The organism is Stutzerimonas chloritidismutans (genome assembly GCF_051486945.1).
GTDB lineage: Bacteria > Pseudomonadota > Gammaproteobacteria > Pseudomonadales > Pseudomonadaceae > Stutzerimonas > Stutzerimonas chloritidismutans_B.
Genome location: NZ_JAHVDX010000003.1, coordinates 92,062 through 117,083, shown reverse-complemented (window position 1 = coordinate 117,083; position 25,022 = coordinate 92,062). Strand labels below are relative to the sequence as shown.

At 62.7% G+C, this 25,022-nt stretch carries 24 protein-coding genes; 20 read left to right on the top strand and 4 right to left on the bottom strand.

All coding sequences use genetic code 11. From position 1 onward, the window contains the following. Positions 1-356: 356 nt before the first annotated feature. From KXR72_RS12570 to KXR72_RS12530, 9 genes are all read left to right on the top strand, one after another. Positions 357-1,439, top strand: coding sequence for a sensor histidine kinase (locus KXR72_RS12570; RefSeq protein ID WP_437421442.1), 1,083 nt, complete (start codon positions 357-359; stop codon positions 1,437-1,439). Continuing rightward, positions 1,436-2,182, top strand: coding sequence for a LytR/AlgR family response regulator transcription factor (locus KXR72_RS12565; protein ID WP_437421441.1), 747 nt, complete (start codon positions 1,436-1,438; stop codon positions 2,180-2,182). The genes KXR72_RS12570 and KXR72_RS12565 overlap by 4 nt, the downstream gene beginning before the upstream one ends. 205 nt (positions 2,183-2,387) lie before the next feature. Further along, on the top strand, positions 2,388-3,326 hold the full coding sequence (hemC, locus tag KXR72_RS12560; protein ID WP_437421440.1) for a hydroxymethylbilane synthase: 939 nt from the start codon (positions 2,388-2,390) through the stop codon (positions 3,324-3,326). After that, a complete protein-coding gene (locus KXR72_RS12555) occupies positions 3,323-4,093 on the top strand; it encodes a uroporphyrinogen-III synthase (protein WP_437421439.1) in 771 nt (256 codons plus the stop codon). The genes hemC and KXR72_RS12555 overlap by 4 nt, the downstream gene beginning before the upstream one ends. 16 nt (positions 4,094-4,109) lie before the next feature. After that, positions 4,110-5,399, top strand: a complete 1,290-nt coding sequence (locus KXR72_RS12550) for a uroporphyrinogen-III C-methyltransferase (protein WP_437421438.1) — start codon at positions 4,110-4,112, stop codon at positions 5,397-5,399. Next, on the top strand, positions 5,396-6,631 hold the full coding sequence (locus KXR72_RS12545) for a heme biosynthesis HemY N-terminal domain-containing protein (RefSeq protein WP_437421437.1): 1,236 nt from the start codon (positions 5,396-5,398) through the stop codon (positions 6,629-6,631). Before KXR72_RS12550 ends, KXR72_RS12545 begins: the two co-directional genes overlap by 4 nt. Before the next feature lie 120 nt (positions 6,632-6,751). Beyond that, a complete protein-coding gene (locus KXR72_RS12540) occupies positions 6,752-7,243 on the top strand; it encodes a disulfide bond formation protein B (protein ID WP_437421436.1) in 492 nt (163 codons plus the stop codon). 354 nt (positions 7,244-7,597) lie between these two features. Beyond that, complete coding sequence (gene rsd, locus KXR72_RS12535; protein WP_437421435.1) at positions 7,598-8,062, top strand: sigma D regulator; 465 nt, start codon at positions 7,598-7,600, stop codon at positions 8,060-8,062. 81 nt (positions 8,063-8,143) lie between these two features. Next, positions 8,144-9,016 carry an AlgP family protein gene (locus KXR72_RS12530; RefSeq protein WP_437421973.1) on the top strand — a complete coding sequence of 291 codons (873 nt, stop codon included), beginning with the start codon at positions 8,144-8,146 and terminating at the stop codon, positions 9,014-9,016. Here the strand turns inward: KXR72_RS12530 and KXR72_RS12525 are convergent. Then, on the bottom strand, positions 8,998-9,477 hold the full coding sequence (locus tag KXR72_RS12525; protein ID WP_437421434.1) for a TIGR02444 family protein: 480 nt from the start codon (positions 9,475-9,477) through the stop codon (positions 8,998-9,000). The two genes, KXR72_RS12530 and KXR72_RS12525, sit on opposite strands and share 19 nt — an antisense overlap. A 65-nt stretch (positions 9,478-9,542) precedes the next feature. Here KXR72_RS12525 and KXR72_RS12520 point away from each other — a divergent pair, with 65 nt between their 5' ends. From KXR72_RS12520 to KXR72_RS12500, 5 genes are read left to right on the top strand one after another with little or no spacing between them, the layout of a single operon-like run. After that, positions 9,543-11,453, top strand: a complete 1,911-nt coding sequence (locus KXR72_RS12520) for an ATP-binding cassette domain-containing protein (RefSeq protein WP_437421433.1) — start codon at positions 9,543-9,545, stop codon at positions 11,451-11,453. Continuing rightward, a complete protein-coding gene (locus KXR72_RS12515) occupies positions 11,450-12,031 on the top strand; it encodes a mechanosensitive ion channel domain-containing protein (protein ID WP_437421432.1) in 582 nt (193 codons plus the stop codon). The genes KXR72_RS12520 and KXR72_RS12515 overlap by 4 nt, the downstream gene beginning before the upstream one ends. A 5-nt stretch (positions 12,032-12,036) precedes the next feature. Next, positions 12,037-12,798, top strand: a complete 762-nt coding sequence (locus KXR72_RS12510; protein WP_437421431.1) for a TerC family protein — start codon at positions 12,037-12,039, stop codon at positions 12,796-12,798. Positions 12,799-12,850: 52 nt separating this feature from the next. Beyond that, positions 12,851-13,483 carry a LysE family transporter gene (locus KXR72_RS12505; protein ID WP_437421430.1) on the top strand — a complete coding sequence of 211 codons (633 nt, stop codon included), beginning with the start codon at positions 12,851-12,853 and terminating at the stop codon, positions 13,481-13,483. A gap of 8 nt (positions 13,484-13,491) precedes the next feature. Beyond that, positions 13,492-13,953: a YaiI/YqxD family protein gene (locus KXR72_RS12500; RefSeq protein ID WP_437421429.1), complete on the top strand. Its 462-nt coding sequence runs from the start codon at positions 13,492-13,494 to the stop codon at positions 13,951-13,953. A gap of 9 nt (positions 13,954-13,962) precedes the next feature. Here the strand turns inward: KXR72_RS12500 and KXR72_RS12495 are convergent, their stop codons facing one another. Both KXR72_RS12495 and elbB read right to left on the bottom strand, forming a co-directional pair. Next, positions 13,963-14,433, bottom strand: a complete 471-nt coding sequence (locus KXR72_RS12495) for a thioesterase family protein (RefSeq protein WP_437421428.1) — start codon at positions 14,431-14,433, stop codon at positions 13,963-13,965. Positions 14,434-14,575: 142 nt separating this feature from the next. Next, positions 14,576-15,241, bottom strand: a complete 666-nt coding sequence (gene elbB / locus KXR72_RS12490; protein WP_437421427.1) for an isoprenoid biosynthesis glyoxalase ElbB — start codon at positions 15,239-15,241, stop codon at positions 14,576-14,578. 302 nt (positions 15,242-15,543) lie between these two features. On the opposite strand from elbB, the gene hemB reads away from it, so the two are divergent. Then, complete coding sequence (gene hemB, locus KXR72_RS12485) at positions 15,544-16,557, top strand: porphobilinogen synthase (RefSeq protein ID WP_437421426.1); 1,014 nt, start codon at positions 15,544-15,546, stop codon at positions 16,555-16,557. A gap of 43 nt (positions 16,558-16,600) precedes the next feature. Further along, positions 16,601-18,814 (top strand): polyphosphate kinase 1, encoded by a 2,214-nt coding sequence (gene ppk1 / locus KXR72_RS12480; RefSeq protein WP_437421425.1) that lies wholly within the window; start codon positions 16,601-16,603, stop codon positions 18,812-18,814. 45 nt (positions 18,815-18,859) lie between these two features. On the opposite strand, the gene ppx is transcribed toward ppk1, so the two are convergent. Beyond that, positions 18,860-20,362, bottom strand: a complete 1,503-nt coding sequence (gene ppx / locus KXR72_RS12475; RefSeq protein ID WP_437421424.1) for an exopolyphosphatase — start codon at positions 20,360-20,362, stop codon at positions 18,860-18,862. A gap of 200 nt (positions 20,363-20,562) precedes the next feature. Here ppx and trxA point away from each other — a divergent pair, with 200 nt between their 5' ends. The 4 genes from trxA to KXR72_RS12455 all read left to right on the top strand — a co-directional run bounded on the left by trxA (position 20,563) and on the right by KXR72_RS12455 (position 24,974). Beyond that, positions 20,563-20,889: a thioredoxin TrxA gene (gene trxA / locus KXR72_RS12470; RefSeq protein WP_003283463.1), complete on the top strand. Its 327-nt coding sequence runs from the start codon at positions 20,563-20,565 to the stop codon at positions 20,887-20,889. Between the two features lie 231 nt (positions 20,890-21,120). Then, positions 21,121-22,380, top strand: a complete 1,260-nt coding sequence (rho, locus tag KXR72_RS12465) for a transcription termination factor Rho (protein ID WP_437421423.1) — start codon at positions 21,121-21,123, stop codon at positions 22,378-22,380. Positions 22,381-22,501: 121 nt separating this feature from the next. Beyond that, positions 22,502-23,968 carry a 4-hydroxy-3-polyprenylbenzoate decarboxylase gene (gene ubiD, locus KXR72_RS12460; RefSeq protein WP_437421422.1) on the top strand — a complete coding sequence of 489 codons (1,467 nt, stop codon included), beginning with the start codon at positions 22,502-22,504 and terminating at the stop codon, positions 23,966-23,968. A 34-nt stretch (positions 23,969-24,002) separates the two neighbouring features. Next, positions 24,003-24,974, top strand: coding sequence for a CDP-6-deoxy-delta-3,4-glucoseen reductase (locus KXR72_RS12455; RefSeq protein ID WP_437421421.1), 972 nt, complete (start codon positions 24,003-24,005; stop codon positions 24,972-24,974). The last annotated feature ends 48 nt before the right edge of the window (positions 24,975-25,022 follow it).

The window sequence follows — 25,022 nt, the reverse complement described above, 5'->3', positions numbered from 1 at the left end:
AGTGGGCTACGCAATCTCCAGGCCACTCAGCAATATCGGCACCGCCCGGCTTGCCTTGAAGTTTTTTCGGTGGGTTAGGTACGTACCGCCACGATTGCCGATACAGCCATGCTGGTGTTTCCCCGGGCCAAGGGTGCCCGTGATCCGGTCCTGGGCAGATGGCCAACGCAGGAGGTTGTTGACGAACCGGTTCTCGGCGCGGCTACGAGGCGGGTGATTTTCTTCTGCCTGGTGCGCACAATCGGCTCGCGTCCCGCTATTCGATGGTCGGCTGCCGTATAAATCGCGCAGGTCTCGATGCACGCTGTTCTGTCTGATAACTCCCTTTTGCGCGCCTGTCGCGCGGATGCCTCGCCATGAAGTCAAGAAGGCCCGACCGTTATGTGCCTGCTGGCCACGTTGACGAATTCTTTGTCCCTGAACTGTGCGAGCCAGAGGCCCTGCTGGGGCTTGTCCTGCTGGCCGAGCTGCTTGTGCTGGTTCTGGTCCTCGCCGAGCCGATGCAGCCGGGCTTTAACTGGATGCGCTTGGCCCTGGCGTCGCTGTTCGTGCAGTGGGTGATGCTGCTTTCCGCGGGGCTGACCTGTCAGTTGCGGCCGCTGCTGGCACGCTTACCCGCCTGGCTTGCCGGGCTCGCCTGCAGCGCGATAGTGGTGGGCCTGACGCTGGCCTGCACCGCGGTGGCTGATATCTACCAGCTCGGCGGGCCTCTGACCCGCGCCGGTGAGGTCAACCTGTACCTGCGACATGCGCTGATCAGCCTAATCATGTCGGGTCTGTTGCTGCGCTATTTCTACCTGCAGAGCCAGTGGCGGCGGCAGGAACAGGCCGAGCTCAAGGCGCGGATCGAGTCATTGCAGGCGCGCATCCGGCCGCATTTTCTGTTCAACAGCCTGAACAGCATCGCCAGCCTGGTCGCGACCGACCCGGGTAAGGCCGAGCAGGCGGTACTGGACCTCTCCGATCTGTTTCGAGCCAGCCTGGCACGCCCCGGGACGCTGGTGCCCTGGGCTGAGGAAGTCGAGCTTTCCAGGCGTTACCTGGCGATCGAACAGTACCGCCTGGGTGACCGCCTGCGCATGGATTGGCAGATCGATGGGGTCCCAGGCGACCTGCCGATCCCGCAACTAACCTTGCAACCGCTGCTGGAAAATGCCTTGATCCATGGCATCCAGCCGCGGATCGAAGGCGGGCTGGTCTGCGTGAAGGCCGATTACACCGACGGCGTGCTCAATCTGGAAGTCAGTAACCCATTCGACGAAGCCGCTCAAGCCCAGCCGTCACGGGGGACTCGCCAGGCATTGCACAACATCGACGCACGATTGACGGCACTTTTCGGCCCTGCAGCGAGTCTCAGCGTGGAGCGGCGTAATGCCCGTCACTACACCTGTCTACGCTATCCGTGTGCGACACAACAGCAGGAAGCCAGAACTATATGAATGTGCTGATTGTCGATGACGAACCTCTAGCCCGCGAGCGCCTCAGCCGACTGGTAGGTGACCTTGACGGCTATCGTGTCCTGGAACCTTCCGCCTCCAACGGTGAGGAGGCGCTCTCCCGCATCGAGGAGCTGCGTCCTGACGTTGTGTTGCTGGACATCCGTATGCCGGGCCTCGACGGCCTTCAGGTCGCTGCCAAACTCTGCGAGCGCGATGCCCCACCCGCGGTGATCTTTTGCACCGCCCACGATGAATTCGCTTTAGAAGCGTTTCAGGTCAGCGCCGTGGGCTATCTGGTCAAGCCGGTGCGGCCTGAGCACCTGGCCGAGGCGCTGAAGAAGGCCGAGCGGCCGAACCGCGTGCAGCTCGCGGCACTGACCCGTCCCGCCGCGGTATCGGGCGTCGGGCCGCGCAGCCATATCAGCGCCCGCACACGTAAGGGGATCGAACTGATCCCGCTGCCACAGGTGATCTATTTCATCGCGGATCACAAATACGTGACCCTGCGCCACGAGGGCGGCGAAGTCCTGCTGGACGAACCGCTGAAGGCCCTGGAAGACGAGTTTGGAGAGCGCTTCGTGCGCATCCACCGCAACGCGTTGGTCTATCGCGACCGCATCGAGCGCCTGCAACGCACACCGCTCGGGCATTTCCAGCTCTTCCTCAAAGGTTTGGAAGGCGAGCCCCTGACAGTGAGCCGCCGGCATGTCGCGGGTGTGCGCAAGCTGATGCAGGGCCTGTAACGCCGGCGACGGTGCTGGACGCTGGACTGCTGGACGAGTCATAGGGATGCGAGTCGCTGAGATGGCAGCGAATTGGCGTGAGGGGTGCCAGGGTTTGGGGCCGTCTCTCCAGCCTCCAGCCAGCCGCTTTCCTTGACCCCCGCCAACCCAGTCGGGCGGCCTTGCCTGTTATCATCGCCGGCAGTTCATCTGCTTGGAATCACCCATGTCTCGCGAAATTCGCATCGCCACACGCAAGAGTGCCCTGGCCCTGTGGCAGGCCGAATACGTCAAGGCTCGCCTCGAAGCGGCACATCCTGAGGTCCGCGTAAGCCTGGTGCCCATGGTCAGCCGTGGCGATAAGCTGCTCGATGCGCCCCTTGCGAAAATAGGTGGCAAGGGCTTGTTCGTTAAGGAACTGGAAACCGCTTTGCTGGAAAACGAGGCCGATATTGCGGTGCACTCCATGAAGGATGTGCCCATGGAGTTCCCAGAAGGCCTCGGCCTGTATTGCATTTGCGAACGCGAAGACCCTCGTGATGCCTTCGTTTCCAACCATTACGAAACCCTCGATGCGCTGCCTGAGGGGGCGGTAGTTGGCACGTCCAGTCTGCGCCGCCAGGCCCAGCTATTGGCGCGCCGCCCTGACCTCAAGATCCAATTCCTGCGCGGCAACGTGAATACCCGGTTGGCCAAACTCGACGCCGGTGAGTACGACGCTATCATCCTCGCCGCCGCCGGGCTCATCCGTCTGGGGTTCGGCGATCGTATACGCACCCGAATCACGGTCGAAGACAGCCTGCCTGCCGGCGGGCAGGGCGCCGTGGGCATCGAGTGCCGTACGGGCGACGTCGAGTTGCATCATCTGCTGCAATGCATGAACGATGCGGCCACCGCCGTGCGCGTCAGCGCTGAGCGCGCCCTGAATCGTCACCTCAACGGTGGTTGCCAAGTGCCGATCGCCTGCTACGCGATGCTCGAGAGCGACCAGATATGGTTGCGTGGCCTGGTCGGGCAGCCTGATGGTTCGCAGTTGTTGCGTGCGGAAGGCCGCGCACCGATCGGCGACGCTGAAGCACTTGGTGTGCGAATCGCCGAAGCGCTGCTCGCCCAAGGTGCCGGCAAGATCCTCGCGGACATCTACGGCGAGGCCGGCAAGGCGTGACGGGATGGCGGCTGCTGCTGACCCGTCCCGCCGACGAGTGCACCGCGCTGGCGGCGCGGCTGGCGCAAGTGGGTATCCACACCAGCAGCCTCCCCCTGCTAGCTATCGAGCCGCTACCGGAGACACCAGAACAGCGCGCGACGATGCTCGAGCTCGACCGCTACCAGGCGGTCATCGTGGTCAGCAAACCGGCAGCACGCCTGGGGCTCGAGCGCCTGGATCGTTACTGGCCGCACAAGCCGTTCGGTCAGGCATGGTTCAGCGTCGGCGCGGCGACCGGGGGATTGCTCGAAGACTATGGCCTGGACGTCTCCTGGCCGGCCGTTGGCGATGACAGCGAGGCACTGCTGGCACTTCCCCGCCTGGCCGAAGCGCTCGCGGTGCCGCAACCCAGGGCGTTGCTGCTGCGTGGTGAGGGGGGGCGAGAGCTGATCGTCGATACCCTGAATGCGCGGGGCGTGCAGGTCGACAGCCTCGAACTCTATCGTCGCTACCTGCCGCAGTACCCGGCGGGCGCGCTGCTACAGGCCGTGCGATCGGAACGGCTGAATGCGTTGATGGTCAGCAGTGGGCAGGGCCTTGAGTCGTTGCACCAATTGGCCGGTGACGACTGGGCTGAGCTGCGTGAACTAACCTTATTCATACCGAGCCCCCGAGTCGCGGCACTGGCAACGCAACTGGGTGCAAAACGAATCGTGGACTGCCGAGGCGCTGGAGCTTCGGCGTTGCTGGCGGCGTTACGGGAAACCCCGAGCCCGCATTCCTGATGCAAAGGATGGAAACGTGAGCGAAACAGATCCCGACAAGTCACCGCAGCAACCCAAGGGAAGCGATCCCGGCGCCCCACACGAACCGGTGAAGACAGAACCACTCAAGGATCCGAATCTGTCTGCGAAGACACCGCCGCCCAAGTCACCGCCACCTAAGACGCCCCCACCCAAAACGCCCACTACGTCGGGTTCTAGTGGTGGCAAAGCCCTGGCCGGCGTTGCATTGTTGGTCGGGTTGGCGGGCTTGGCCGCCGGGGGTTACGGCATTTGGCAGACGCAGCAGCTTGCCGATCGTGAGCAGGCGCAACGCGATGCCGTCGAGGCGACTCGTACCCAAGCGCGCGAGGCGAACGATCGCAACCAGCAACTGGCGAGCCGGATGGGTCGTCTGGAGCAGCTTCCTTCGGCTGAGCAACTGGAGGAGCGGCGCCGCCTGCTGGCCCAGGTCCAAAGTGACCAGCAACGGCTCGCCGGCCGTGTGGAACAGGTCCTGGGCGCCAGCCGCGAACAGTGGCGCCTGGCCGAAGCGGAGCACCTGCTGCGCATGGCCATGCTGCGACTGTCGGCGATGCAAGACGTCAACAGCGCGGCGTCGCTGGTCGAGGAAGCCGACGTGATCCTGCGCAATCAGGACGATCCCGGCGCCTACGGTGCCCGGCAGAAGCTGCTTGAAGGGCTCGAGGCCTTGCGCAGCTTGCCTGAGATCGACCGCACCGGGCTGTTCCTGCAACTCGGTGCATTGCGCGGGCGAGCCAGCCAGCTGAGCGGGCTGGCACCCGAGTTCGAGGTCGGCGAGGGGGCGGTCGAGAGCAGTGACACCACCTGGCGCCGCTGGGTCGACGAGCTGACGCGCTACGTGCGCGTCGATTTCAATGCCGGCAACGACGTCCGCCCGCTGCTGGCAGGTCAAAGCCTGGCCCAGGTCAGGCTCGCGCTCTCGCTGGCCATCGAGCAGGCGCAGTGGGCAGTGCTCAACAGCAACACCGAGGTCTATCGGCAGTCGCTCGAACAGGCGGCCCGCTTGATCGAGGATCATTTCAGCGAAGCGAATGGCCAGAGCCGTGGTCTGCGTGATCGTCTGCAGAAACTGGCTGACCGGCAGGTCGAGGTAAGTCTCCCTGATCTGTCACCGGCGCTCGATGCGCTGCAAACCTACGTGCAGAAGCGCGAGTCGGCCGAGCGTGCCGGCGACCCGGAAGCAGAAAGTGCCTCCCGCAACGACGCCGAAGGCGGGGACGCAGCTCCGGCCGACCAAGAGGCGGCTCCGGTCGCGCCTGAAGAAGAGGGAGGCGTGCGCACATGAAGCGACTGGCCGTCTTCCTGATTCTTTTACTGATTGCCATCGGCTTTCTGGGGTGGGCCGTGTCGCAGGATGCCGGCTACGTTCTGATCAGTTACGACCGGTTTCGGTACGAGTCCAGCTTCTGGGTGTTCGTTGGCCTGCTTGCCGGGCTCTGGTTGCTGGCGATCGTCGTGCATGGCGTCCTGGGCTTACTGCATGCCTCCGGCGCGTTGGTCAATCCCTGGTCACGGCGCCACCGTGCGCGGCGCGTCGCCAAGGCCTCACGCAGCGGCCTGCGGGAACTGGCGGAAGGGCAGTGGGGCCCGGCCCTCGGGCATTTGCGGACCGCAGCCGAGCATGACCGCCAACCGCTCGTGCATTATCTGGGCGCGGCCCGTGCCGCCAGCGAATTGGGCGAGTACGAGCAGAGCGACGAGCTGCTGCGCAAGGCGCGCGAGCGTGAGCCTGAAGCCGGGCTGGCCGTCGGCCTGACCCAGGCGCAGCTGCAGATCGCACGCGGCCAGTACGCCGAAGCGCGCGCGTCGCTCGATGCGCTGCACGGTGAACATCCGCGACATCCGCAGGTTCTCTCGTTGTTGCAGCAGCTCTATGTCCAGTTGCAGGACTGGCCTGCGCTGTGCCGCCTGCTGCCTGAGTTGCGCAAGCATCGTGTATTGCCGCCGGCCCGTCTGAATGAACTTGAAGTGCTGGCCTGGACGGCAGCGCTGGAGCAGGCCGGCTCCGGTCAGCCAGTCGCAGGCGATGAAGCTCGCCAGGCACTGGATCAGCGTTGGCAAACCGTGCCGGGTTCGTTGCGCAACGAGCCTGCACTGGTGCGCGCCTATGCCGACGGGCTTACCCGGCTAGGCGGCCAGGATAAGGCTGAAGAGTTGCTGCATACGGCGATCAAACGCCAATTCGATGATCGGCTCGTAGAACGCTACGGTCGGGTTCAGGGGCGCGATCCTTCGCGTCAGCTGGCCAATGCGGAAGGCTGGTTGAAGGCGCATCCGGACAATGCCGAACTGCTACTCGCGCTGGGGCGGCTCAGTCTTCGCAACGCACTCTGGGGCAAGGCGCGTGACTACCTCGAAGCCAGCCTGGCGATCGAGCACCGTGCCGACACCTGTGCCGAGCTGGCTCGCCTGTTGGCTCAGCTAGGTGATAACGAGCGCAGTAACCGTTTGTTCCAGGAGGGTCTGGTTCTGCTCGATCAGGAAGGCGCCGCCCCGCTGCCTGTCGTCATCCGCTAGCCGTATCCCCTGCTGCCGCGTGACGTCTGTCCCGCGGCTTCGCGCGGCTGTCTGCAAGCGGCTTGCAGGTCAGGTCGCGCCGCACTACCGTAGCGAGCTTTTCCTCCCCGCGGAGTCATCATGAACCTGGCAAGCCCGCGTTCGCTGTTTTTACTCGCTTTTATCGGTTGCGTCTTGATGATGGCCGCTGCGCTCTATTTAGAGCACGTGGTTGGCCTCGTGCCGTGCCCGTTGTGCATCGTGCAGCGCATTTGCGTGATCGGCTTCGGGCTGGTCTGCCTGGTGGCTGCCCTGCACGGCCCAGCCAAAACGGGCCGCCGTGTCTATTCGGTGCTGGCAATGCTCTTCGCCCTGGCTGGCGGAGCGACCGCGATTCGCCAGATCTGGCTGCAGAACATGCCGGCCGATGAGCTGCCGGCGTGCCTGCCCAGCCTTGAATACATGATGGATGCGCTGCCCTTCCAGGACATTGTCCGCTTAGTCCTGCATGGCACGGCCGAATGCGCCGAGGTCAGCTGGACGCTGCTGGGAATGAGCATTCCCGAATGGACGCTGCTGGGTTTCATCGCCATGGTCGGCTTCAGCTTCTGGCAGCTTCTCAGGCGCGGCTGAGGCATTTTGTCGGGGCCGGCGAATCATCTTCGGGCGAGACGGTCAATGCTCTGATCGAAGCGATTTGGCTCGGCTGCGCTGCGTGAGGTTTTTGCCCGGTGCTGCTTGATGCTTCGGTCCGTGCAGCTTAGTCTGCGGGGGCAGCGCCGGCTTGGAAGGCGTGAGAGGTAGCGAGCATTGGCAGGTCAGGCGAATCCAGATGTGATCGACCCTGATTTGGCACGCCAGCGCGCAGCGCTTCTCCGATACCCGTTCCGCCCGGCTGGCTGCCACTCACCCAAGGCCGATACCCCAAGACAACAAATCGTCTCGGAAGGCGCAACAAGCATCATCGATTAGGGAAGTGAGGTCATCATGCTCGAGAGCTGTCGGAACGCCCAGGAACGCTGGGGAGGTGTACATCTGCTGATCGATCGCTGGCTGCAGGAACGTCATGAGCTGATCAGTGCATTCGATGGGCTGCATGCAGATGAGGGGGCGGATAGCCGCTCGGCGCTACAGAAATTCTGCGAGATCCTGCTCGATTATGTTTCGGCAGGGCACTTCGAAATCTACGAGCAGCTGCTTAACGAGGCCGAGGCGTTCGGGGACAAGCGTGGTCTTGACCTGGCACGGCAAATCTATCCGCGTATCGAAGCCATCACCGAGGTGGCAGTAGCCTTTAACGATCGCTGCGACAAGGGCGAATGCCTGGAAAGCGCAGGTTTCCCGGACGAATTGCAGCGTTTGGGCCAGTTGTTGCACGAGCGTTTCGAGTTGGAAGACTGCCTGATCGAGGTGCTGCATACCGCGCACAAGCAGGTCGCGATGCCGGCTTGATAGGCGGGCTGCCGGGTCTGTAGCACGCGGTGGCATGCCGCTGCGGTGACCCGGTTGGCGGAACTCTGTAGCCCGACTAGTATGGCTACTCCATTTCCGCCAGGAGGCGTGTTCATGCCAGCGAAGAAACAGTCGGTCGACACCCCGCTTCATTTGCTCCAGCAGCTGTCACGCAGCCTGGTGGAACATTTGCAAAAAGCCTGTGGCTCGGCGCAGAGGGAGGCGGAGGTGCTGCTTGCCAAGCTCGAAAAGCAGCGTGGCAAGACCCAGGAAAAACTGGTCAAGGCCCGAGCCAAGCTCGACGATGCTGGCAGTGCGGGTAAGGCGAAGGCGCAGACCCGCGCGCGCAGCCGAATTTCCGAACTCGATGACATGCTGGCGCTGTTGCAGTCGCGCCAGAGTGAAACCCTCAATTACCTGGCAGAACTCAAGCGTGACGCCGAGCAAGCCCTGAAGCTCGCCGAGGGCGTGACGCAGGTTCAGCAAGCCGCGGCCAAGGCCCTGGAGGCACGCAAGTCTGGCGCGCCGGCAAACACGTCGAAGCAGAAGGCGCCCGCCTCGCGTCGTGCGACGCCCAAGGCGGCGACTGTCGCCAGTTCGGATAAAGTGACCGCCACCAAGCGACCCGCCACCTCCGGTGGATCGGCGCGGCCCTCGACGAAAGCCACGAGGCCGACGGCGAGCGGCGCTAACGCAAGCGCCCCTGTGGCCCGCAAAGCGGCAGCGAAACCAGCTGCTCGGCCAGCGACGAAGCCGGCCGGTAAGCCTGCATCCGCCCGATCCAAACCCGCATCAGCTGAACCTGCAACCGCCGCGTCTTCAGTCGAGAAAGCCCCTGCGGCTCAGCCGCCAGCAGGCAAGCCGGCAACGGCGCGCAAGCCTGCGGCTAAAAAGCCCCGTAGTAGTAAGCCTTCGGCGAAAGCCTCGCCAAACACTCAAACGTCAGCGGGCTGATCCCCCAGCGCGCCTCGGAGGGTCGTGAGTGGGCCGAACGTATCGTCTCGTCCCAGGCGCGCGCCGATCCGCTCGATCCAGTCCGCCTCACCAGTTGCAGGTGGCCAGTCTTCAACGGCCGCCTGCAGTCGATGCAGCTGTACCTGCTCGGCGTCCAGCTCGATCCGTTTAAGGCGCTCGCGTAATGCGTGCAGCGCAGGGTCGTTTTGCGCGCCTGCCCGCCAGGCAATTCGAAGCGCACGCATAGGTGCCACGACTTGCTCGCGCCAGTTGTTGCTGATCCGCTCCAAATCGTCCAGGCGCGCGTCGCTGAATGCCGTGTTGCGCTGCTGCAGCCATGCGCCTGCGAGCAATAGGCAGACGTCACCACCGGCATCTTGCCAGCCAAGGCAGGCCGTCTCGACGCCGGGTTTGGCGTAAAGCTCGAGCGCAAAATTCCAGAGCGTGTCGTCGGTTTTCATCGGCAGGATTTTTTCGTTGTCGGTCGGATGGTGTTCAAGGCGACCTGATAAACTCCGCCGCCATTATGATCCGACTCCAAGACCTGACTCTACAGCGCGGGCCCCAGCGTTTGCTGGAGGGCGCCGAGCTGACACTGCACCCTGGCCAAAAGGTCGGGCTGGTCGGCGCCAATGGTGCCGGAAAATCCACGCTGTTCGCGCTCCTGCGCGGCGAGCTGAGCGCCGACGGCGGCGACTGCCAGTTGCCACCAGACTGGCGCATCGCCCACATGCGTCAGGAGGTCGATGTGCTCGATCGGCTGGCCGTGGACTACGTGCTCGATGGCGACGTCCAGCTTCGTCGTGTCCAGGCCGAGCTGGCAGCAGCCGAGCAAGCGCAGGATGGGACTGCCTTGGCGCGTCTGCATACCGAGCTGGATAACGCGGACGGGTACAGCGCAGACGCGCGGGCGCGCAAGCTGCTCGCCGGGCTCGGCTTCGCCAGCGAGCAGATGGAGCGCCCGGTAGACAGCTTCTCGGGTGGCTGGCGGATGCGCCTGAACCTCGCGCAAGCGCTGATGTGCCCATCCGACCTGCTGCTGTTGGACGAACCGACGAACCACCTGGACCTTGATGCCATCCTCTGGCTCGAAGCGTGGCTGAAAAGCTATGCCGGCACCCTCATGCTGATTTCCCACGACCGGGATTTTCTCGACGAGGTGGTTGGCCACATCGTGCATGTCGAGCAGCGCAAGTTGACGCTCTACCGCGGTGGCTACTCCGCGTTCGAACGGGCCCGTGCCGAGCGGCTGGCCCAGCAGCAACAGGCGTTCGAAAAGCAGCAGGCGCAGCGTGCGCACATGGAAGACTTCATCCGCCGGTTCAAGGCCAAGGCGAGCAAGGCGCGCCAAGCCCAGAGCCGCATCAAGGCGCTGGAGAAGCTTGAGCAACTGGCGCCGGCACACATCGACTCGCCATTCGATTTCGCATTCCGCGAGGCCGACAAAGTGTCCAGCCCGCTACTCGACCTCGGCGAGGGGCGCCTCGGCTACGGTGAAAAACTCATTCTGGACAAGGTGAAGCTGCAGCTCGCGCCTGGCGCGCGGATCGGCCTGCTCGGCCCCAACGGCGCGGGCAAGTCGACGCTGATCAAGACCCTCGCCGGAGGCTTGCAACCGCTGGGCGGGCGGCTGCAGAGGGGTGAGAATCTCGTCGTTGGCTATTTCGCACAGCACCAGCTGGATGCTCTGGACGCGAAAGCCAGTCCGCTGCTGCACCTCCAGCGCATCGCGCCGGGCGAGCGGGAGCAAATTCTGCGTGACTTTCTCGGCGGCTTCGATTTCCGCGGAGACCGCTGCGATGAGCCGGTGCTCAATTTCTCCGGCGGCGAAAAGGCGCGACTGGCCCTGGCGTTGATCGCCTGGGGCAAGCCCAACCTGCTGCTGCTCGACGAGCCGACCAACCACCTCGACTTGGAGATGCGCTTGGCTTTGACGCTGGCTCTTCAGGATTTCGAAGGCGCCGTGGTGGTGGTTTCGCACGATCGCCATCTGCTCAAGAGCACCACGGACGAATTTCTGCTCGTCGCTGATGGGCGGGTCGTAATGTTCGAGGGCGATCTGGACGATTACGCACGCTGGCTTGCGGATTACCGCGTGCGGCAGCAGCCCGGCAGCGCAACGGAGCCGAGCGCCGACAAAACCGATAAACGGGCTCAGCGCCAAGCTGCCGCGGCCCTGCGCCAACAGCTAGCGCCGCTCAGGCGCAAAGCCGAAGCCTTTGAAAAGGACTTGGCTGGCGTGCAGGAGAAACTGGCCGTGGTCGAGACTCGTCTGGGCGATGCGACGGTTTACGAGGCGGCTCAGAAAGACGAACTGCGTGACCTGCTGGCCAGGCAGGCATCGCTCAAGTCCCGCGAAGCATCGCTCGAGGAATCGTGGCTGGAGGCCCTCGAAGCGTTGGAGTCATTGCAGAGTGCGCTGGAGGCCAGCGCATGAGCGAGCAATTTCTTTACTTGTCGCGAGAGTGGGGCGATCAGTGGCTGCTCGGGCTGCAAATCCTGCTCATCCTGATCGTCGCTTATGTTCTGCAGCGCCTGCTGGTGCGCGGCCTCACTCGGCTGAGCACACGTTATCCATTGCCACCCGAGCTGCTACTGCCGCTGCGCGGCGGCGTGCGCTGGTTCATCATCGGCGGTGCGCTGATTATGGTGCTCGAGCGATTCGGCGTGTCCGCCACGGTGTTGTGGACGGCCTTCTCCGGCTTTGTCGCGGTCGCCGCGGTCGCTTTTTTTGCCATCTGGAGCGTGCTGTCTAACCTGTTGTGTGCCGTGCTGATCCTCACGGTCGGCCCGTTCCGTCTCGGTGACCTGGTCGAACTGGTCGAGAGTGCCGACAAACCGATCGTCAAGGGGCGCGTCGTCGACATCAACCTTCTCTACACCACGCTCGAAGAGGTGGTCGAGGAAGGAACCGGCCCGGTCGTGCAAGTGCCCAACAGCTTGTTCTTCCAGAAGGTGGTGCGCCGCTGGCGCGGTACCGATTTGAAGCCCTTCAACCACACCACTCACGAGTAGCATTCATGGAATGGCTCAGCAGCCCTGAAATCTGGGTCGCGTTTCTGACGCTGACCGCCTTGGAAATCGTCCTCGGCATCGACAACATCATCTTCATCTCGATCCTGGTCGGGCGGCTGCCGAAAGAGCAGCAGCCACGCGCGCGGTTCTTCGGCTTGGCATTGGCCATGGGTACGCGGATCCTGCTGCTACTCTCCATCGCCTGGGTCATGCGCCTGACCGACGAACTGTTCCGGGTGTTCGATCATGGTGTGTCCGGGCGGGACCTGATTCTGTTCTTCGGCGGGCTTTTCCTGCTGTTCAAGAGCACCATGGAAATCTGGCACAGCGTCGAAGGCGAAGAAGAGGGCGGCGAGGGGGCCAGCGGGGTGGCGCGCGCGAGCTTCATCGGCATCATCCTGCAGATCGCGGTGATCGACATCGTGTTCTCGCTGGATTCGGTGATCACGGCGGTGGGCTTGGTCGACAACGTGCAGGTCATGGTTGCGGCCATCGTCATCGCGGTGGGCGTGATGATGCTCGCCGCGGGCACCATCAGCGACTTCATCGAGCGGCACCCGACGCTGAAGATCCTGGCGCTGTCTTTCCTTATCGTCGTTGGTACGCTGCTCGTGGCTGAAGCCTTCGGCGCGCATGTGCCCAAGGGTTACGTGTACTTCGCCATGGCCTTCTCGCTTGCGGTCGAGGCGCTCAATATCCGTATGCGCAAAGCCATGAACCGCAAGCTCAAGGAACCGGTCAAGCTCAACAAGGACTTGCCGAACTAGCCAGCAGGGTCGTGCCTTGCCGGCGTGGCCCGAATGCTCGAGGACCTGCAACATGACGCTCGATACCTGGCTTGGTTTTTTCGTCGCCTGCTGGATCATCAGCCTGTCACCGGGTGCGGGCGCTATCGCCTCCATGTCCTGTGGCTTGCAATATGGTTTCTGGCGTGGCTATTGGAATGCGCTGGGCTTGCAGATAGCGCTGGCGCTGCAGATCGCTGTCGTTGCGGCCGGCCTGGGTGCCGTGCTGGCGACGTCGTCGTTGGCCTTCAGCCTGATCAAATGGTTCGGCGTCGCCTACCTGCTGTGGTTGGCGCTGAGACAATGGCAGGCGCTGCCATCGGCGCTCGAATCGCCTGACGCTCCACGTCCGGTGGGGCGCCCGCTGACGCTGGTATTTCGCGGGTTCCTGATCAACGCCAGCAACCCCAAGGCGATCGTGTTCATCCTCGCGGTCCTGCCGCAGTTCCTCGATCCCCGGGGACCATTGGTTGTTCAGTACCTGCAAATGGGCGCGACCATGGTCGCGGTGGATCTGATCGTCATGGCCGGCTACACCGGGCTCGCGGCCAAGGTGTTGCGCCTGCTGCGCACACCGCGCCAACAACGCCTGGTCAATCGCAGCTTCGCTACCCTATTCGCCGGCGCGGCGGCGCTTCTGGCCACGGTACAGCGGGCGTCGACATGAGCGAGCCGATGCGGGTTTGGATTGACGCCGATGCCTGCCCCAAGGCTGCCAAGGAGCAGGTCGTCAAGTTCGCGCTCAAGCGCCAGTTCGAGGTAGTGCTCGTTGCCGGGCAAAGTCAGATCAAACCTGCGTTCGCCTGCGTCCGGCTGGTCGTCGTGCCAAGCGGGCCCGATGCCGCGGACGATTATCTCGTTGAGCATGCGCAGCCGGGCGAGCTGGTCGTCTGCAGCGACGTGCCGCTGGCAGACCGATTGGTCAAAAAGGGTGTGACGGCGCTTGATCCGCGTGGGCGGGAGTTTGACGAGCGCAACATGGGCGAGCGTCTGGCCGTGCGCAATCTTTTCACCGACCTGCGCGAGCAGGGGCAGGTCGGCGGTGGTCAGTCCCCCTACAGTGACCGGGACCGCCAGGCCTTCGCCAATGCCCTGGACCGCATCCTGATCCAGCTGCGCAAGGCCCGTTCGGCCTGAACGCTGCGCTCAGCCGCAGAGGTAGGTGCCGGTGCCCACTGCGATGAGTACGCCATGCTCGTTGACCAGCTCCGAGCGCACCACCGCGACCTTGTTGCCAGACCGAAGCAACGTGGCATTGGCGCTAAAGCGTTCGCCCCGGCCCGGCCGCAAATAGTCCACGCGCAGATCGATAGTGCCGAGGCGTGACAGGCGCAACGCACGCTCTTCACGGCTCAGGTGCTGATGCTTCTCGAAGGCGCCGATCATTGCCATCGCACCGCCGACCACGTCCAGCAGCGAGGCAATTACGCCGCCGTGCAGGATGCCGTGGAAGAAATTGCCGATCAGCTCGTGCTTCATTGGCAAGTGCATCACCACCCGCTCGCGGGTCACCTCATCAAGCTCGATGCCTAGGTATTCATTGAAGGGAATGCGTTCGAACAGCTGGCGGACTGCCTGGTGCTGCGCGTCCTGCGATTCGGCGTCTGAAGAGGTCATGGGCGCGCTCCTTGATAGGTCAGGCAAAGCTGACGCATCGCCGTGTCGATGACCAGTGGCGCGGCGTGAGCGCCGGAGGGATTGTCCGTATACCCCTGGCCGGGGAGGCGCCATGCGCCTGCCCAACCATGGTTGGCCGAGACTATTTGGTGTGGGTCAGGTCGAGCACGCGGTCGACCAGCTTGTAGATGCCCGATGCCGCTTCGCTGATCGACTGCGCGAGCATGTAGGCCGGCGTGGTGACCAGCTTGCGCTGGGTATCCTCGACGATTTCGGTGACCTCGCAAGCCGTGTGTTCGACGCCCATCTCCCGAGCGGCCTGGGCGGCCGGGTCGTCGTCATTGCCTAGCGTGCAGACCACGCCGGCACCAAAGATCTGAGCGGCCATGGTCGGCGCTATGCACATCATGCCGACGGGTTTGCCTGCTTTGGCGAACGCCTGAGCCAAGGCAAGCACATCGGGTTGCACCTGGCAGGCCGCGCCCTTGCTGGCAAAATCAGACAGGTTCTTCGCCGCACCGAAACCACCGGGGATGATGAGCGCGTCGAATTCGGCGACGTCGGCCTCGCGGAGGTCCTTTATCTGGCCGCGAGCGAGGCGCGCGGCTTCGGTCAGCACATTGCGGCTTTCGCTCGTCTCTTCACCGGTTCGATGGTCGATAACGTGCAGTTGCGGTATATCCGGCGCAAAGCACTGGACCGTCGCACCCCGCTGGTCCAGGCGCAGCAGCGTGATGACGCTTTCGTAGATTTCCGAGCCATCGTAGACACCACAGCCGGAAAGTATGACGGCGACTTTTCTGTTCATAGCGACTCCTGGGTCTTTTTTGCGGCCCGCCATTGGGCGAATGGGCAGATGCTAATGCCTTGTAGACCGCGAGTTAAGCGGCGTCTTCGTCTGTTTGATATCCCCGGCGTGACGGTGGTTCAGTGCGCGGCAGCGGGGTGACGCGTTATCGGCGGGCTTGATCAAAGCACTGGCAGCCCCGGCAGCAGGTGGCGACAATGCACCCAACCGGATTGGGCTGGCTGTCGCCGATTGTCATCTTTCGGTCATATAGTCGGCTTATAAACGTCATATTCGCCCGTGCTACGGGCCTGGAGTGCTTCGTGAGTTTCGTTCCCGCCAATCGTCTGTTCCCCGCTACCCGCTTGCGCCGCAACCGTCGGGACGAATTTTCCCGCCGGCTGGTTCGCGAGCATGCCCTGAGCGTGGACGACCTCATTCTTCCGGTATTCGTGCTGGACGGAGAGAATCGGCGCGAGCAGGTCCCTTCGATGCCAGGCGTGGAGCGGTTGTCGATCGATCTATTGGTCGAGGAGGCCGCAGAACTGGTCGCACTGGGTATTCCGGCGCTGGCTTTGTTTCCCGTCACGCCGCTGGAACGCAAGTCGTTGGATGCGGCTGAGGCGTGGAATCCTGAAGGCATCGCCCAGCGTGCGACGCGTGCATTGCGCGAGCGATTCCCGGACCTGGGGATCATCACCGACGTGGCGCTCGACCCCTTCACCACGCATGGCCAGGACGGCATTCTCGACGATCAGGGTTATGTACAGAACGACGTGACGGTCGATGCGCTGGTGCGTCAGGCGCTGTCGCACGCCGAGGCCGGGGCGCAGGTCGTCGCGCCGTCCGACATGATGGATGGCCGCATCCAGGCAATTCGCGAGGCGTTGGAGGTTGCTGGGCACCATAACGTGCGAATCATGGCGTACTCCGCCAAATACGCCAGCGCCTATTACGGTCCGTTCCGCGACGCCGTGGGCTCGGCGGCGAACCTGGGCAAAGGCAGCAAGAATACCTACCAGATGGACCCGGCCAACGGCGATGAGGCCTTGCATGAGGTGGGGGCGGACCTCGCCGAGGGCGCCGATATGGTGATGGTCAAGCCGGGCATGCCGTATCTGGACATCGTCTGGCGGGTGAAGGAGACCTTCCGTGTGCCTACGTTCGCGTATCAAGTCAGCGGCGAATATGCCATGCACATGGCCGCGATCCAGAACGGCTGGTTGAGCGAGGCTGTCATTCTCGAGTCGCTGACAGCCTTCAAGCGTGCTGGCGCCGATGGCATCCTCACGTACTTTGCCAAGCAGGCAGCACAACAATTGAAACACGGGGGCTAATCCCGTTTTGAACAGGGCGCCCAAGCCCCGACGAGGCAGAGCGATGACGAACCAGGGATTGAGCGAAAGCGATGTTCAACAGGCTGAGGGCGAAGCACAACCGCTCGATGCAATGAGTTCGCCTGTCGAGGGCGAGGTGGTCGACGAGGCGCCAGCGACAGCGCCGTTGCCAGCGCCGCCGGTGCCGAACCTGGACGACAACAGTCTCTACATCCATCGCGAACTGTCGCAGCTGCAGTTCAATATCCGGGTGCTGGAGCAGGCGCTGGACGAGTCCTATCCACTGCTGGAGCGGCTCAAGTTCCTGTTGATCTTCTCCAGTAACCTTGACGAATTCTTTGAGATTCGCGTGGCAGGCCTGAAGAAGCAGGTGACATTCGCCCGCGAGCAGGCCGGCGCGGATGGCCTGCAGCCGCATCAGGCGCTGGCGCGCATCTCCGAACTCGTGCACGAGCAGGTTGGTCGCCAGTACTCGATACTCAATGAGATCCTGCTGCCGCAACTGGCCAACCACCAGATCCGCTTTATCCGTCGGCGTCACTGGACAACCAAGCTCAAGAGCTGGGTGCGCCGTTACTTCCGCGACGAGATCGCGCCGATCATCACTCCGATCGGCCTGGATCCGACCCATCCGTTCCCGCTGTTGGTCAACAAGAGCCTGAACTTCATCGTCGAACTCGAAGGTATCGATGCCTTCGGACGCGATTCCGGCCTTGCGATCATTCCCGCACCTCGTCTGCTTCCGCGCGTAATTCGAGTGCCTGAGGAGGTTGGCGGGCCGGGTGCTAATTATGTGTTCCTGTCATCGATGATCCATGCGCATGCGGATGACCTGTTCCATGGCATGAAGGTCAAGGGTTGCTATCAGTTCCGCCTGACCCGCAACGCCGACCTTTCGGTCGATACCGAAGATGTCGAGGACTTGGCGCGGGCCCTGCGCGGCGAGCTTTTCTCGCGCCGCTACGGCGATGCGGTGCGCCTGGAGGTGGTCGATACCTGCCCGTCGCACCTGTCGGATTTCCTCCTGAAGCAATTCAGCCTGAGCGAGAGCGAGCTGTACCGTGTCAACGGGCCGGTTAACTTGACGCGCCTGTTCAGCATCACAGGCCTGGATAGTCATCCGGAGTTGCAGTACACGCCGTTTACACCCGCCATCCCCAAGCTGCTGCAGAACAGCCAGAACATTTTCAATGTGGTCGGCAAGCAGGACGTGCTGCTGCTCCACCCTTATGAATCCTTCACGCCTGTGGTGGATCTGTTGCGCGAGGCGGCCAAGGACCCCTGCGTGTTGGCCGTCAAGCAGACGCTGTATCGCTCGGGCGCTAACTCGGAGATCGTCGATGCGTTGGTCGAGGCGGCGCGCAATGGCAAGGAGGTGACTGCAGTCATCGAACTGCGCGCGCGGTTCGACGAAGAATCCAACCTTCAACTGGCGAGCCGTCTGCAACAGGCCGGTGCGGTGGTGATCTACGGGGTCGTCGGGTACAAGACGCACGCCAAGATGATGCTCATCCTGCGCCGCGAAAATGGCGAGCTGCGGCGCTATGCGCACCTCGGGACTGGCAATTACCACGCCGGTAACGCGCGCCTGTACACCGACTACAGCTTGCTCACCTCAGACGATGCGCTCTGTGAGGATGTCTCCAAGCTGTTCAGCCAGCTGATCGGCATGGGCAAGACCATGCGCATGAAGAAATTGCTGCACGCACCCTTCACCTTGAAGAAGGCATTGCTCGACCTCATCGCGCAGGAAACCCAGCACGCCGCGGAAGGCCGCGCCGCGCACATCATCCTCAAGGTGAACTCGTTGACCGATGCGAAGATGATCCGTGCGTTGTACAAGGCCAGCCAGACGGGGGTGCGTATCGATTTGATCGTGCGTGGAATGTGCTGCCTGCGGCCGGGCATCGTTGGGGTCTCGCACAACATTCAGGTGCGCTCGATCATCGGCCGCTTCCTTGAACACAGTCGCGTGTTCTATTTCCTCAACAACGGCGACGAGAAGCTTTACCTGTCGAGTGCCGACTGGATGGAGCGCAACCTCGATCGGCGTGTCGAAACCTGCTTCCCGGTCGAGGGCAAGAAGCTCGTCACACGGGTGAAAAAGGAGCTGGAAGGTTTCCTGACGGACAACACCCAGAGCTGGACCTTACAGCCCGACGGCAACTATCTACGCAACAGCCCAAGCGGCAACCAGAATCCGCGCAACATACAGAATGCCTTGCTGGAACGCCTCGGTAGTCCCTTGACACGCTGACCTCAAATGCCTGGCCGCGCCGAGGCGCGGCGTCAGGCTAAGAGGTCAATGGACGCTGAGGTCGAATTCGATTCGCTTCAGCCACTCTGCTTCCAGGTCGAAATCCGCCTGCGTCAGCGGGTTCTGCGCGAGCCAACCTTCAGGGAAGGCCACGTCCAGGCTGTTATCGCCAGCGCTGAGGCGGAATTCGGGTGCCTGCTGGGGGCCGCGGATGTGATGGAACAGGATGGCGAACCTCAGCAATACGCAAAGGCGGGTGAGCTTGACGCCGTCTTCGCTCATCTCTTCGAACTTCTGCTTGGGAATGTTTCGCCGGTGCCCCCGGACCAGTAGCGCGAGCATCTGCTGGTCCTGGCGCGAAAAGCCTGGCAGATCGGAGTGCTCTATCAGGTAGGCGCCGTGCTTGTGGTAGTGATAGTGGGCGATGTCCAGGCCCACCTCGTGCACACGGGCCGCCCAGCCAAGCAACTCGCGGTGCCAGTCCTGATCCAGGCCCCAGTCGCCTGCGACCTGATCGAAGGCTTCCAGCGCCTTGCTTTCGACGCGTGCCGCCTGTTCGGTGTCGACGTGATACCGCTCCATGAGAAAATTCAAGGTGCGGTCGCGGATGTCCTCGTGATGGTGGCGTCCGATCAGGTCATACAGCACGCCTTCGCGCAGGGCGCCTTCGGAGTGCGCCATGCTGTCGAGTTCCAGTGCGTCGAAGATCGCTTCGAGGATCGCGAGGCCAGCGGGGAAGATGCCCCGGCGATCCGGCTTGATGCCTTCGAGGTCGAGCTTCTCCACGTCGCCCAGTTTGAACAGCTTGCGCTTGAGCCAGCCGATTCCCTCGGCGGTGACTTCGCCGTTGCTCAGGCCGGCGCCCTTGATTGCCAGGCCCACCGCACGGATGGTGCCGGACGCACCAACGGCGTCCTGCCAGCCGAGCCGCCTCAGGCCGTGCTCGATGCTCATCAGCTCCAAGCGTGCAGCAGTGTAGGCCTGGGCATAGCGCGCCGGCGTGATCTTGCCGTCCCGAAAGAAGCGTTGGGTGAAGCTGACACAGCCCATCTGCAGGCTCTCGCGCAGCAACGAATCGAAGCCCTCGCCCACAATGAATTCACTGCTGCCACCGCCAATGTCGACGACCAAGCGCTTGCCAGGCGTCGCCGGGAAGGTGTGCGACACGCCGAGGTAGATCAGGCGCGCCTCTTCACGGCCGGAAATCACTTCCACCTGATGCTTGATGATGGCCTCAGCCTGCCGGATGAACTGAGCCCGGTTGCGGGCCTCACGAAGCGCGTTGGTGCCGACTACGCGCACCGCGCCCTGCGGCAGATGGTTGACCAGTTGGGCGAACCGGCGCAGACAGTCGAGCCCGCGCTGCATGGCCGCATCATCGAGTTGGCGGGTTTCGTCGATGCCGGCCGCCAGCTGCACCTTTTCACCAAGCCGCTCGATGATACGCATCTCGCCGTTACTGGTGCGAGCCAGCACCATATGGAAACTGTTGGAGCCGAGATCGAGCGCGGCGATCATGGGAAAGGCTTCGGCAGCTTGTGGGACCATGGGGCAATCTCTGTGCAAAACCACGACATCCTGACATGATCGGCGGCATCCGCCAACGCGCCGCCGCCTAGCTGCGTCGTTCTGCCATCGGGTTTCGTGCCCGCTCGGCCCTTATGCCCGAGCGACAGGCTGCGGCTTTCGATCCTTTCGAAGCCGGGCTATGATGGCGTCACTTTCGGTTTTGACCCTGGAGAACCTCCATGAGCGAATACATCAACAACGTCAGCGACAGCAGCTTCGAGCAAGATGTGCTCCAGGCCGATGGTCCTGTTCTGGTCGACTACTGGGCCGAATGGTGTGGCCCGTGCAAGATGATCGCTCCGGTGCTCGACGAGATCGCCAAGGATTACGAAGGCCGTCTCAAGGTCTGCAAGCTGAACATCGACGAGAATCAGGAAACCCCGCCGAAGTATGGCGTCCGTGGAATCCCGACGCTGATGCTGTTCAAGAACGGCAACGTCGAGGCGACCAAGGTCGGAGCATTGTCGAAGTCGCAACTCGCTGCGTTCCTCGACAGCAACATCTGATTGCCCCTGTTGCGATGAAAGCCCCCGCTAAATGCGGGGGCTTTTTTTTGCCGGCAGGGTGGACGCTTCGTCTGCACGGTGCTAAATTCGGCCTCGCGACGCTTCTTCCGTCGCCCTCTGCATGCCGTCGCCGACGCACTTCCGCCTCATAAAAGCACAACGACCCCGTTCGTCTCTTGCTGCGCGGCCTCTCAAGCTAATCGCTTTCTTCATCCTCCCTGATCTCTTTCTATGAATCTGACCGAACTTAAGCAAAAGCCCATCACCGAACTGCTGGAAATGGCCGAACAGATGGGCATCGAAAACATGGCCCGTTCGCGCAAGCAGGACGTGATTTTCTCCCTGCTGAAAAAGCACGCGAAAAGCGGCGAGGAAATTTCCGGTGATGGCGTGCTGGAGATTCTGCAAGATGGCTTCGGCTTCCTGCGCTCCGCGGATTCGTCCTATCTCGCCGGCCCTGACGACATCTATGTCTCGCCGAGCCAGATCCGCCGCTTCAATTTGCGTACCGGTGACACCATCGTCGGCAAGATTCGCCCGCCGAAAGAAGGTGAGCGCTACTTTGCACTGCTGAAGGTCGACACCATCAATTTCGACCGGCCGGAAAACGCCAAGAGCAAGATTCTCTTCGAGAACCTGACGCCGCTGTTTCCCAATCAGCGTCTGACGATGGAAGCTGGCAACGGCTCCACCGAAGACCTGACCGGTCGCGTGATCGACCTCTGCGCCCCGATCGGCAAAGGCCAGCGCGGCCTCATCGTCGCACCGCCGAAAGCGGGCAAGACGATCATGCTGCAGAACATCGCCAGCAACATCACGCGTAACAATCCCGAGTGCCACCTGATCGTCCTGTTGATCGACGAGCGTCCGGAAGAAGTGACCGAAATGCAGCGCACCGTGCGCGGCGAAGTGGTCGCCTCCACCTTCGACGAGCCGCCGACCCGCCATGTGCAGGTCGCCGAAATGGTCATCGAGAAGGCCAAGCGGCTGGTCGAGCACAAGAAGGACGTAGTCATCCTGCTCGATTCGATCACCCGACTGGCGCGTGCCTACAACACTGTGATCCCAAGTTCGGGCAAGGTGCTGACCGGTGGTGTCGACGCTCACGCCCTGGAAAAACCCAAGCGTTTCTTCGGTGCTGCGCGCAACATCGAGGAAGGCGGCAGCCTGACCATTCTCGCTACCGCCCTGGTGGAAACCGGGTCGAAGATGGACGAGGTGATCTACGAGGAATTCAAGGGCACCGGCAACCTGGAGCTGCAATTGGATCGCCGCATCGCCGAGAAGCGGGTGTTCCCGGCCATCAACATCAACCGTTCGGGCACCCGGCGTGAAGAGTTGCTGACCAGCGAGGAAGAGCTTCAGCGCATCTGGATCCTGCGCAAGCTGCTGCATCCGATGGATGAAAGTGCGGCCATCGAGTTCCTCCTCGACAAGCTCAAGGACACCAAGACCAACGACGAATTCTTCATGTCCATGAAGCGCAAGTAAGCGACTCGTCGTTGCCCACAAGGCCGGGGTAACCCGGCCTTCGTCTATCTGCAGGTTTTGGAAAACCCTACGCGGGCGCTAAACTTTGCGGCCCGACCCTGCCGGCCCATGAGGCTCAAGCATGCAGTACCGCGATCTGCGCGACTTTATCAGCGGCCTGGAAAAACGAGGTGAGCTCAAGCGCATCTCGACTGCCGTCTCCCCCGTACTGGAAATGACCGAAATTTGCGACCGGACCCTGCGCAAGCAAGGGCCGGCGTTGCTTTTCGAGAACCCGACCGGCTTCGACATGCCGGTACTCGGCAATCTGTTCGGCACGCCCGGTCGCGTTGCGCTCGGGATGGGTGCCGACGACGTATCCGAGTTGCGTGAGATCGGCAAACTCTTGGCCTTTCTAAAGGAGCCGGAGCCGCCAAAGGGGCTGAAGGACGCGTGGAACAAGCTGCCGATTTACAAGAAAGTCATCAGCATGGCGCCGAAGGTGCTCAAGGATGCGCCATGCCAAGAGTTGGTAATTGAGGGCGACGACGTCGATCTGACGACATTGCCCGTGCAGACTTGCTGGCCGGGCGACGCCGGGCCGCTGATCACCTGGGGGCTCACGATCACAAAGGGACCGAATAAGGAGCGCCAGAACCTCGGGATCTACCGTCAGCAGGTAATCGGGCGCAACAAGGTGATCATGCGTTGGCTCAGTCATCGCGGGGGCGCGTTGGATTTTCGCGAATGGTGCGAGAAGCACCCTGGGCAGCCCTATCCAGTGGCCGTCGCGCTCGGCGCCGACCCAGCGACCATCCTGGGCGCTGTGACGCCGGTTCCCGATTCGCTGTCCGAATATGCCTTTGCCGGCTTGCTGCGCGGCAGTCGCACGGAGCTGGTGAAGTGCCGGGGCAGCGATCTGCAAGTGCCCGCTGGTGCTGAAATCGTGCTCGAGGGCCATATCCAGCCTGGCGAAATGGCCGATGAAGGGCCGTACGGCGACCACACCGGCTACTACAACGAGGTGGACCGCTTCCCGGTGTTCACCGTCGACCGCATCACGCGGCGCCGCGATGCGATCTATCACAGCACCTACACCGGACGACCGCCGGATGAGCCGGCCATCCTTGGCGTTGCGCTCAATGAAGTCTTCGTGCCGATCCTGCAAAAGCAGTTCCCGGAGATCACCGACTTCTATCTGCCGCCGGAGGGATGCTCCTACCGCATGGCGGTCGTCACCATGAAGAAGCAGTACCCCGGGCATGCCAAGCGAGTGATGCTCGGCGTCTGGTCGTTTCTTCGCCAGTTCATGTACACCAAGTTCGTTATCGTGACGGACGACGATATCAATGCGCGCGACTGGAATGATGTTATCTGGGCCATCACTACACGCATGGATCCCAAGCGCGACACGGTCATGATCGACAACACGCCCATCGACTACCTCGACTTCGCCTCACCGATTTCCGGGCTGGGCTCGAAGATGGGGCTCGATGCCACGAACAAATGGCCCGGCGAAACCAGCCGTGAATGGGGTCGCGCCATCGTCCAGGATGAGTCGGTCAAGCGGCGCGTCGACGAACTCTGGGCCGAGTTGGGCATCGACTAGTGGTTGGCCACTCATTCATTCAGGGCTTCGTTCGATGAAAGTGACCTTGCAACCCTCCGGCGCTGTGCTTGAGGTCGAGCGCGGCGAGTTGATCCTCGACGCGGCGCGCCGGCTCGGCTACGACTGCCCGCAGGCGTGCCGGAACGGCAATTGCCAGATTTGCGCTGCGCTGTTGGTCAATGGTCGGGTCCGCCAGCGTGGCGAAAGCCACGACAAGGGCGAAGTGTTCGCCTGCCTTGCCGAACCCGAAGACGATTGCGTACTGCTTTGGGATGGCGTGCTCGCGCCCGGTGAATTGCCGGTGCGTACGCTTAGCTGTCAGCTGGTCGCCTGCGAAGACGTTGGTGGCGATGTGTATCGCGTGCAGTTGCGGGCGCCGGCAGGCAAGTTGCCGCGCTATCACGCAGGGCAGTACTTGCTGCTGCGGCGTGAGGAGGGTGAATACAGTGCCTTCTCGCTGGCCTCTGCGCCGGCGAGCGGTCGGGAGTTGGAATTGCATATCCTGGCGCGCGAGGCCTCCACAGACCAGTTGCTCGGCCACCTTCGCCAAGCTGGAATGGCGACGGTTCAGCTGCCCTTTGGCGACACTCACCTCGCAGAGTTGCCGGACGGCCCGCTGGTACTCATTGCCGCCGGGACCGGCATGGCCCAGATGCATAGCCTGATCGAGCACTGCCGAGCGGAGGGCTTCGCGCATCCGGTCCACCTTTACTGGGGCGTCCGCCGGCCCGAGGATTTCTATCGCCTACCGCACTGGGGCGACTGGCTACGCATGCCTAACCTGTTCCTCCATCGAATCGTCAGTGACCCCTGTGAATGGGAAGGGCGCCGCGGCATGTTGCACGAGGCGGTGCGTGAAGACTTCGACGATCTCGGTCCGCTGCATGTCTACGCCAGCGGGTCACCCGCGATGATCTACGGCACGCTGGATGCATTGGTCGAGGCGGGCATGGACGCCTCGCAGATGCGCGCCGACGTGTTTGCTTACGCGCCACGGGAAGGCTAAGGCAAGGCGATTCGGGCTCGGAGCTTGACGTTCCGAGCCCGGCGGCAG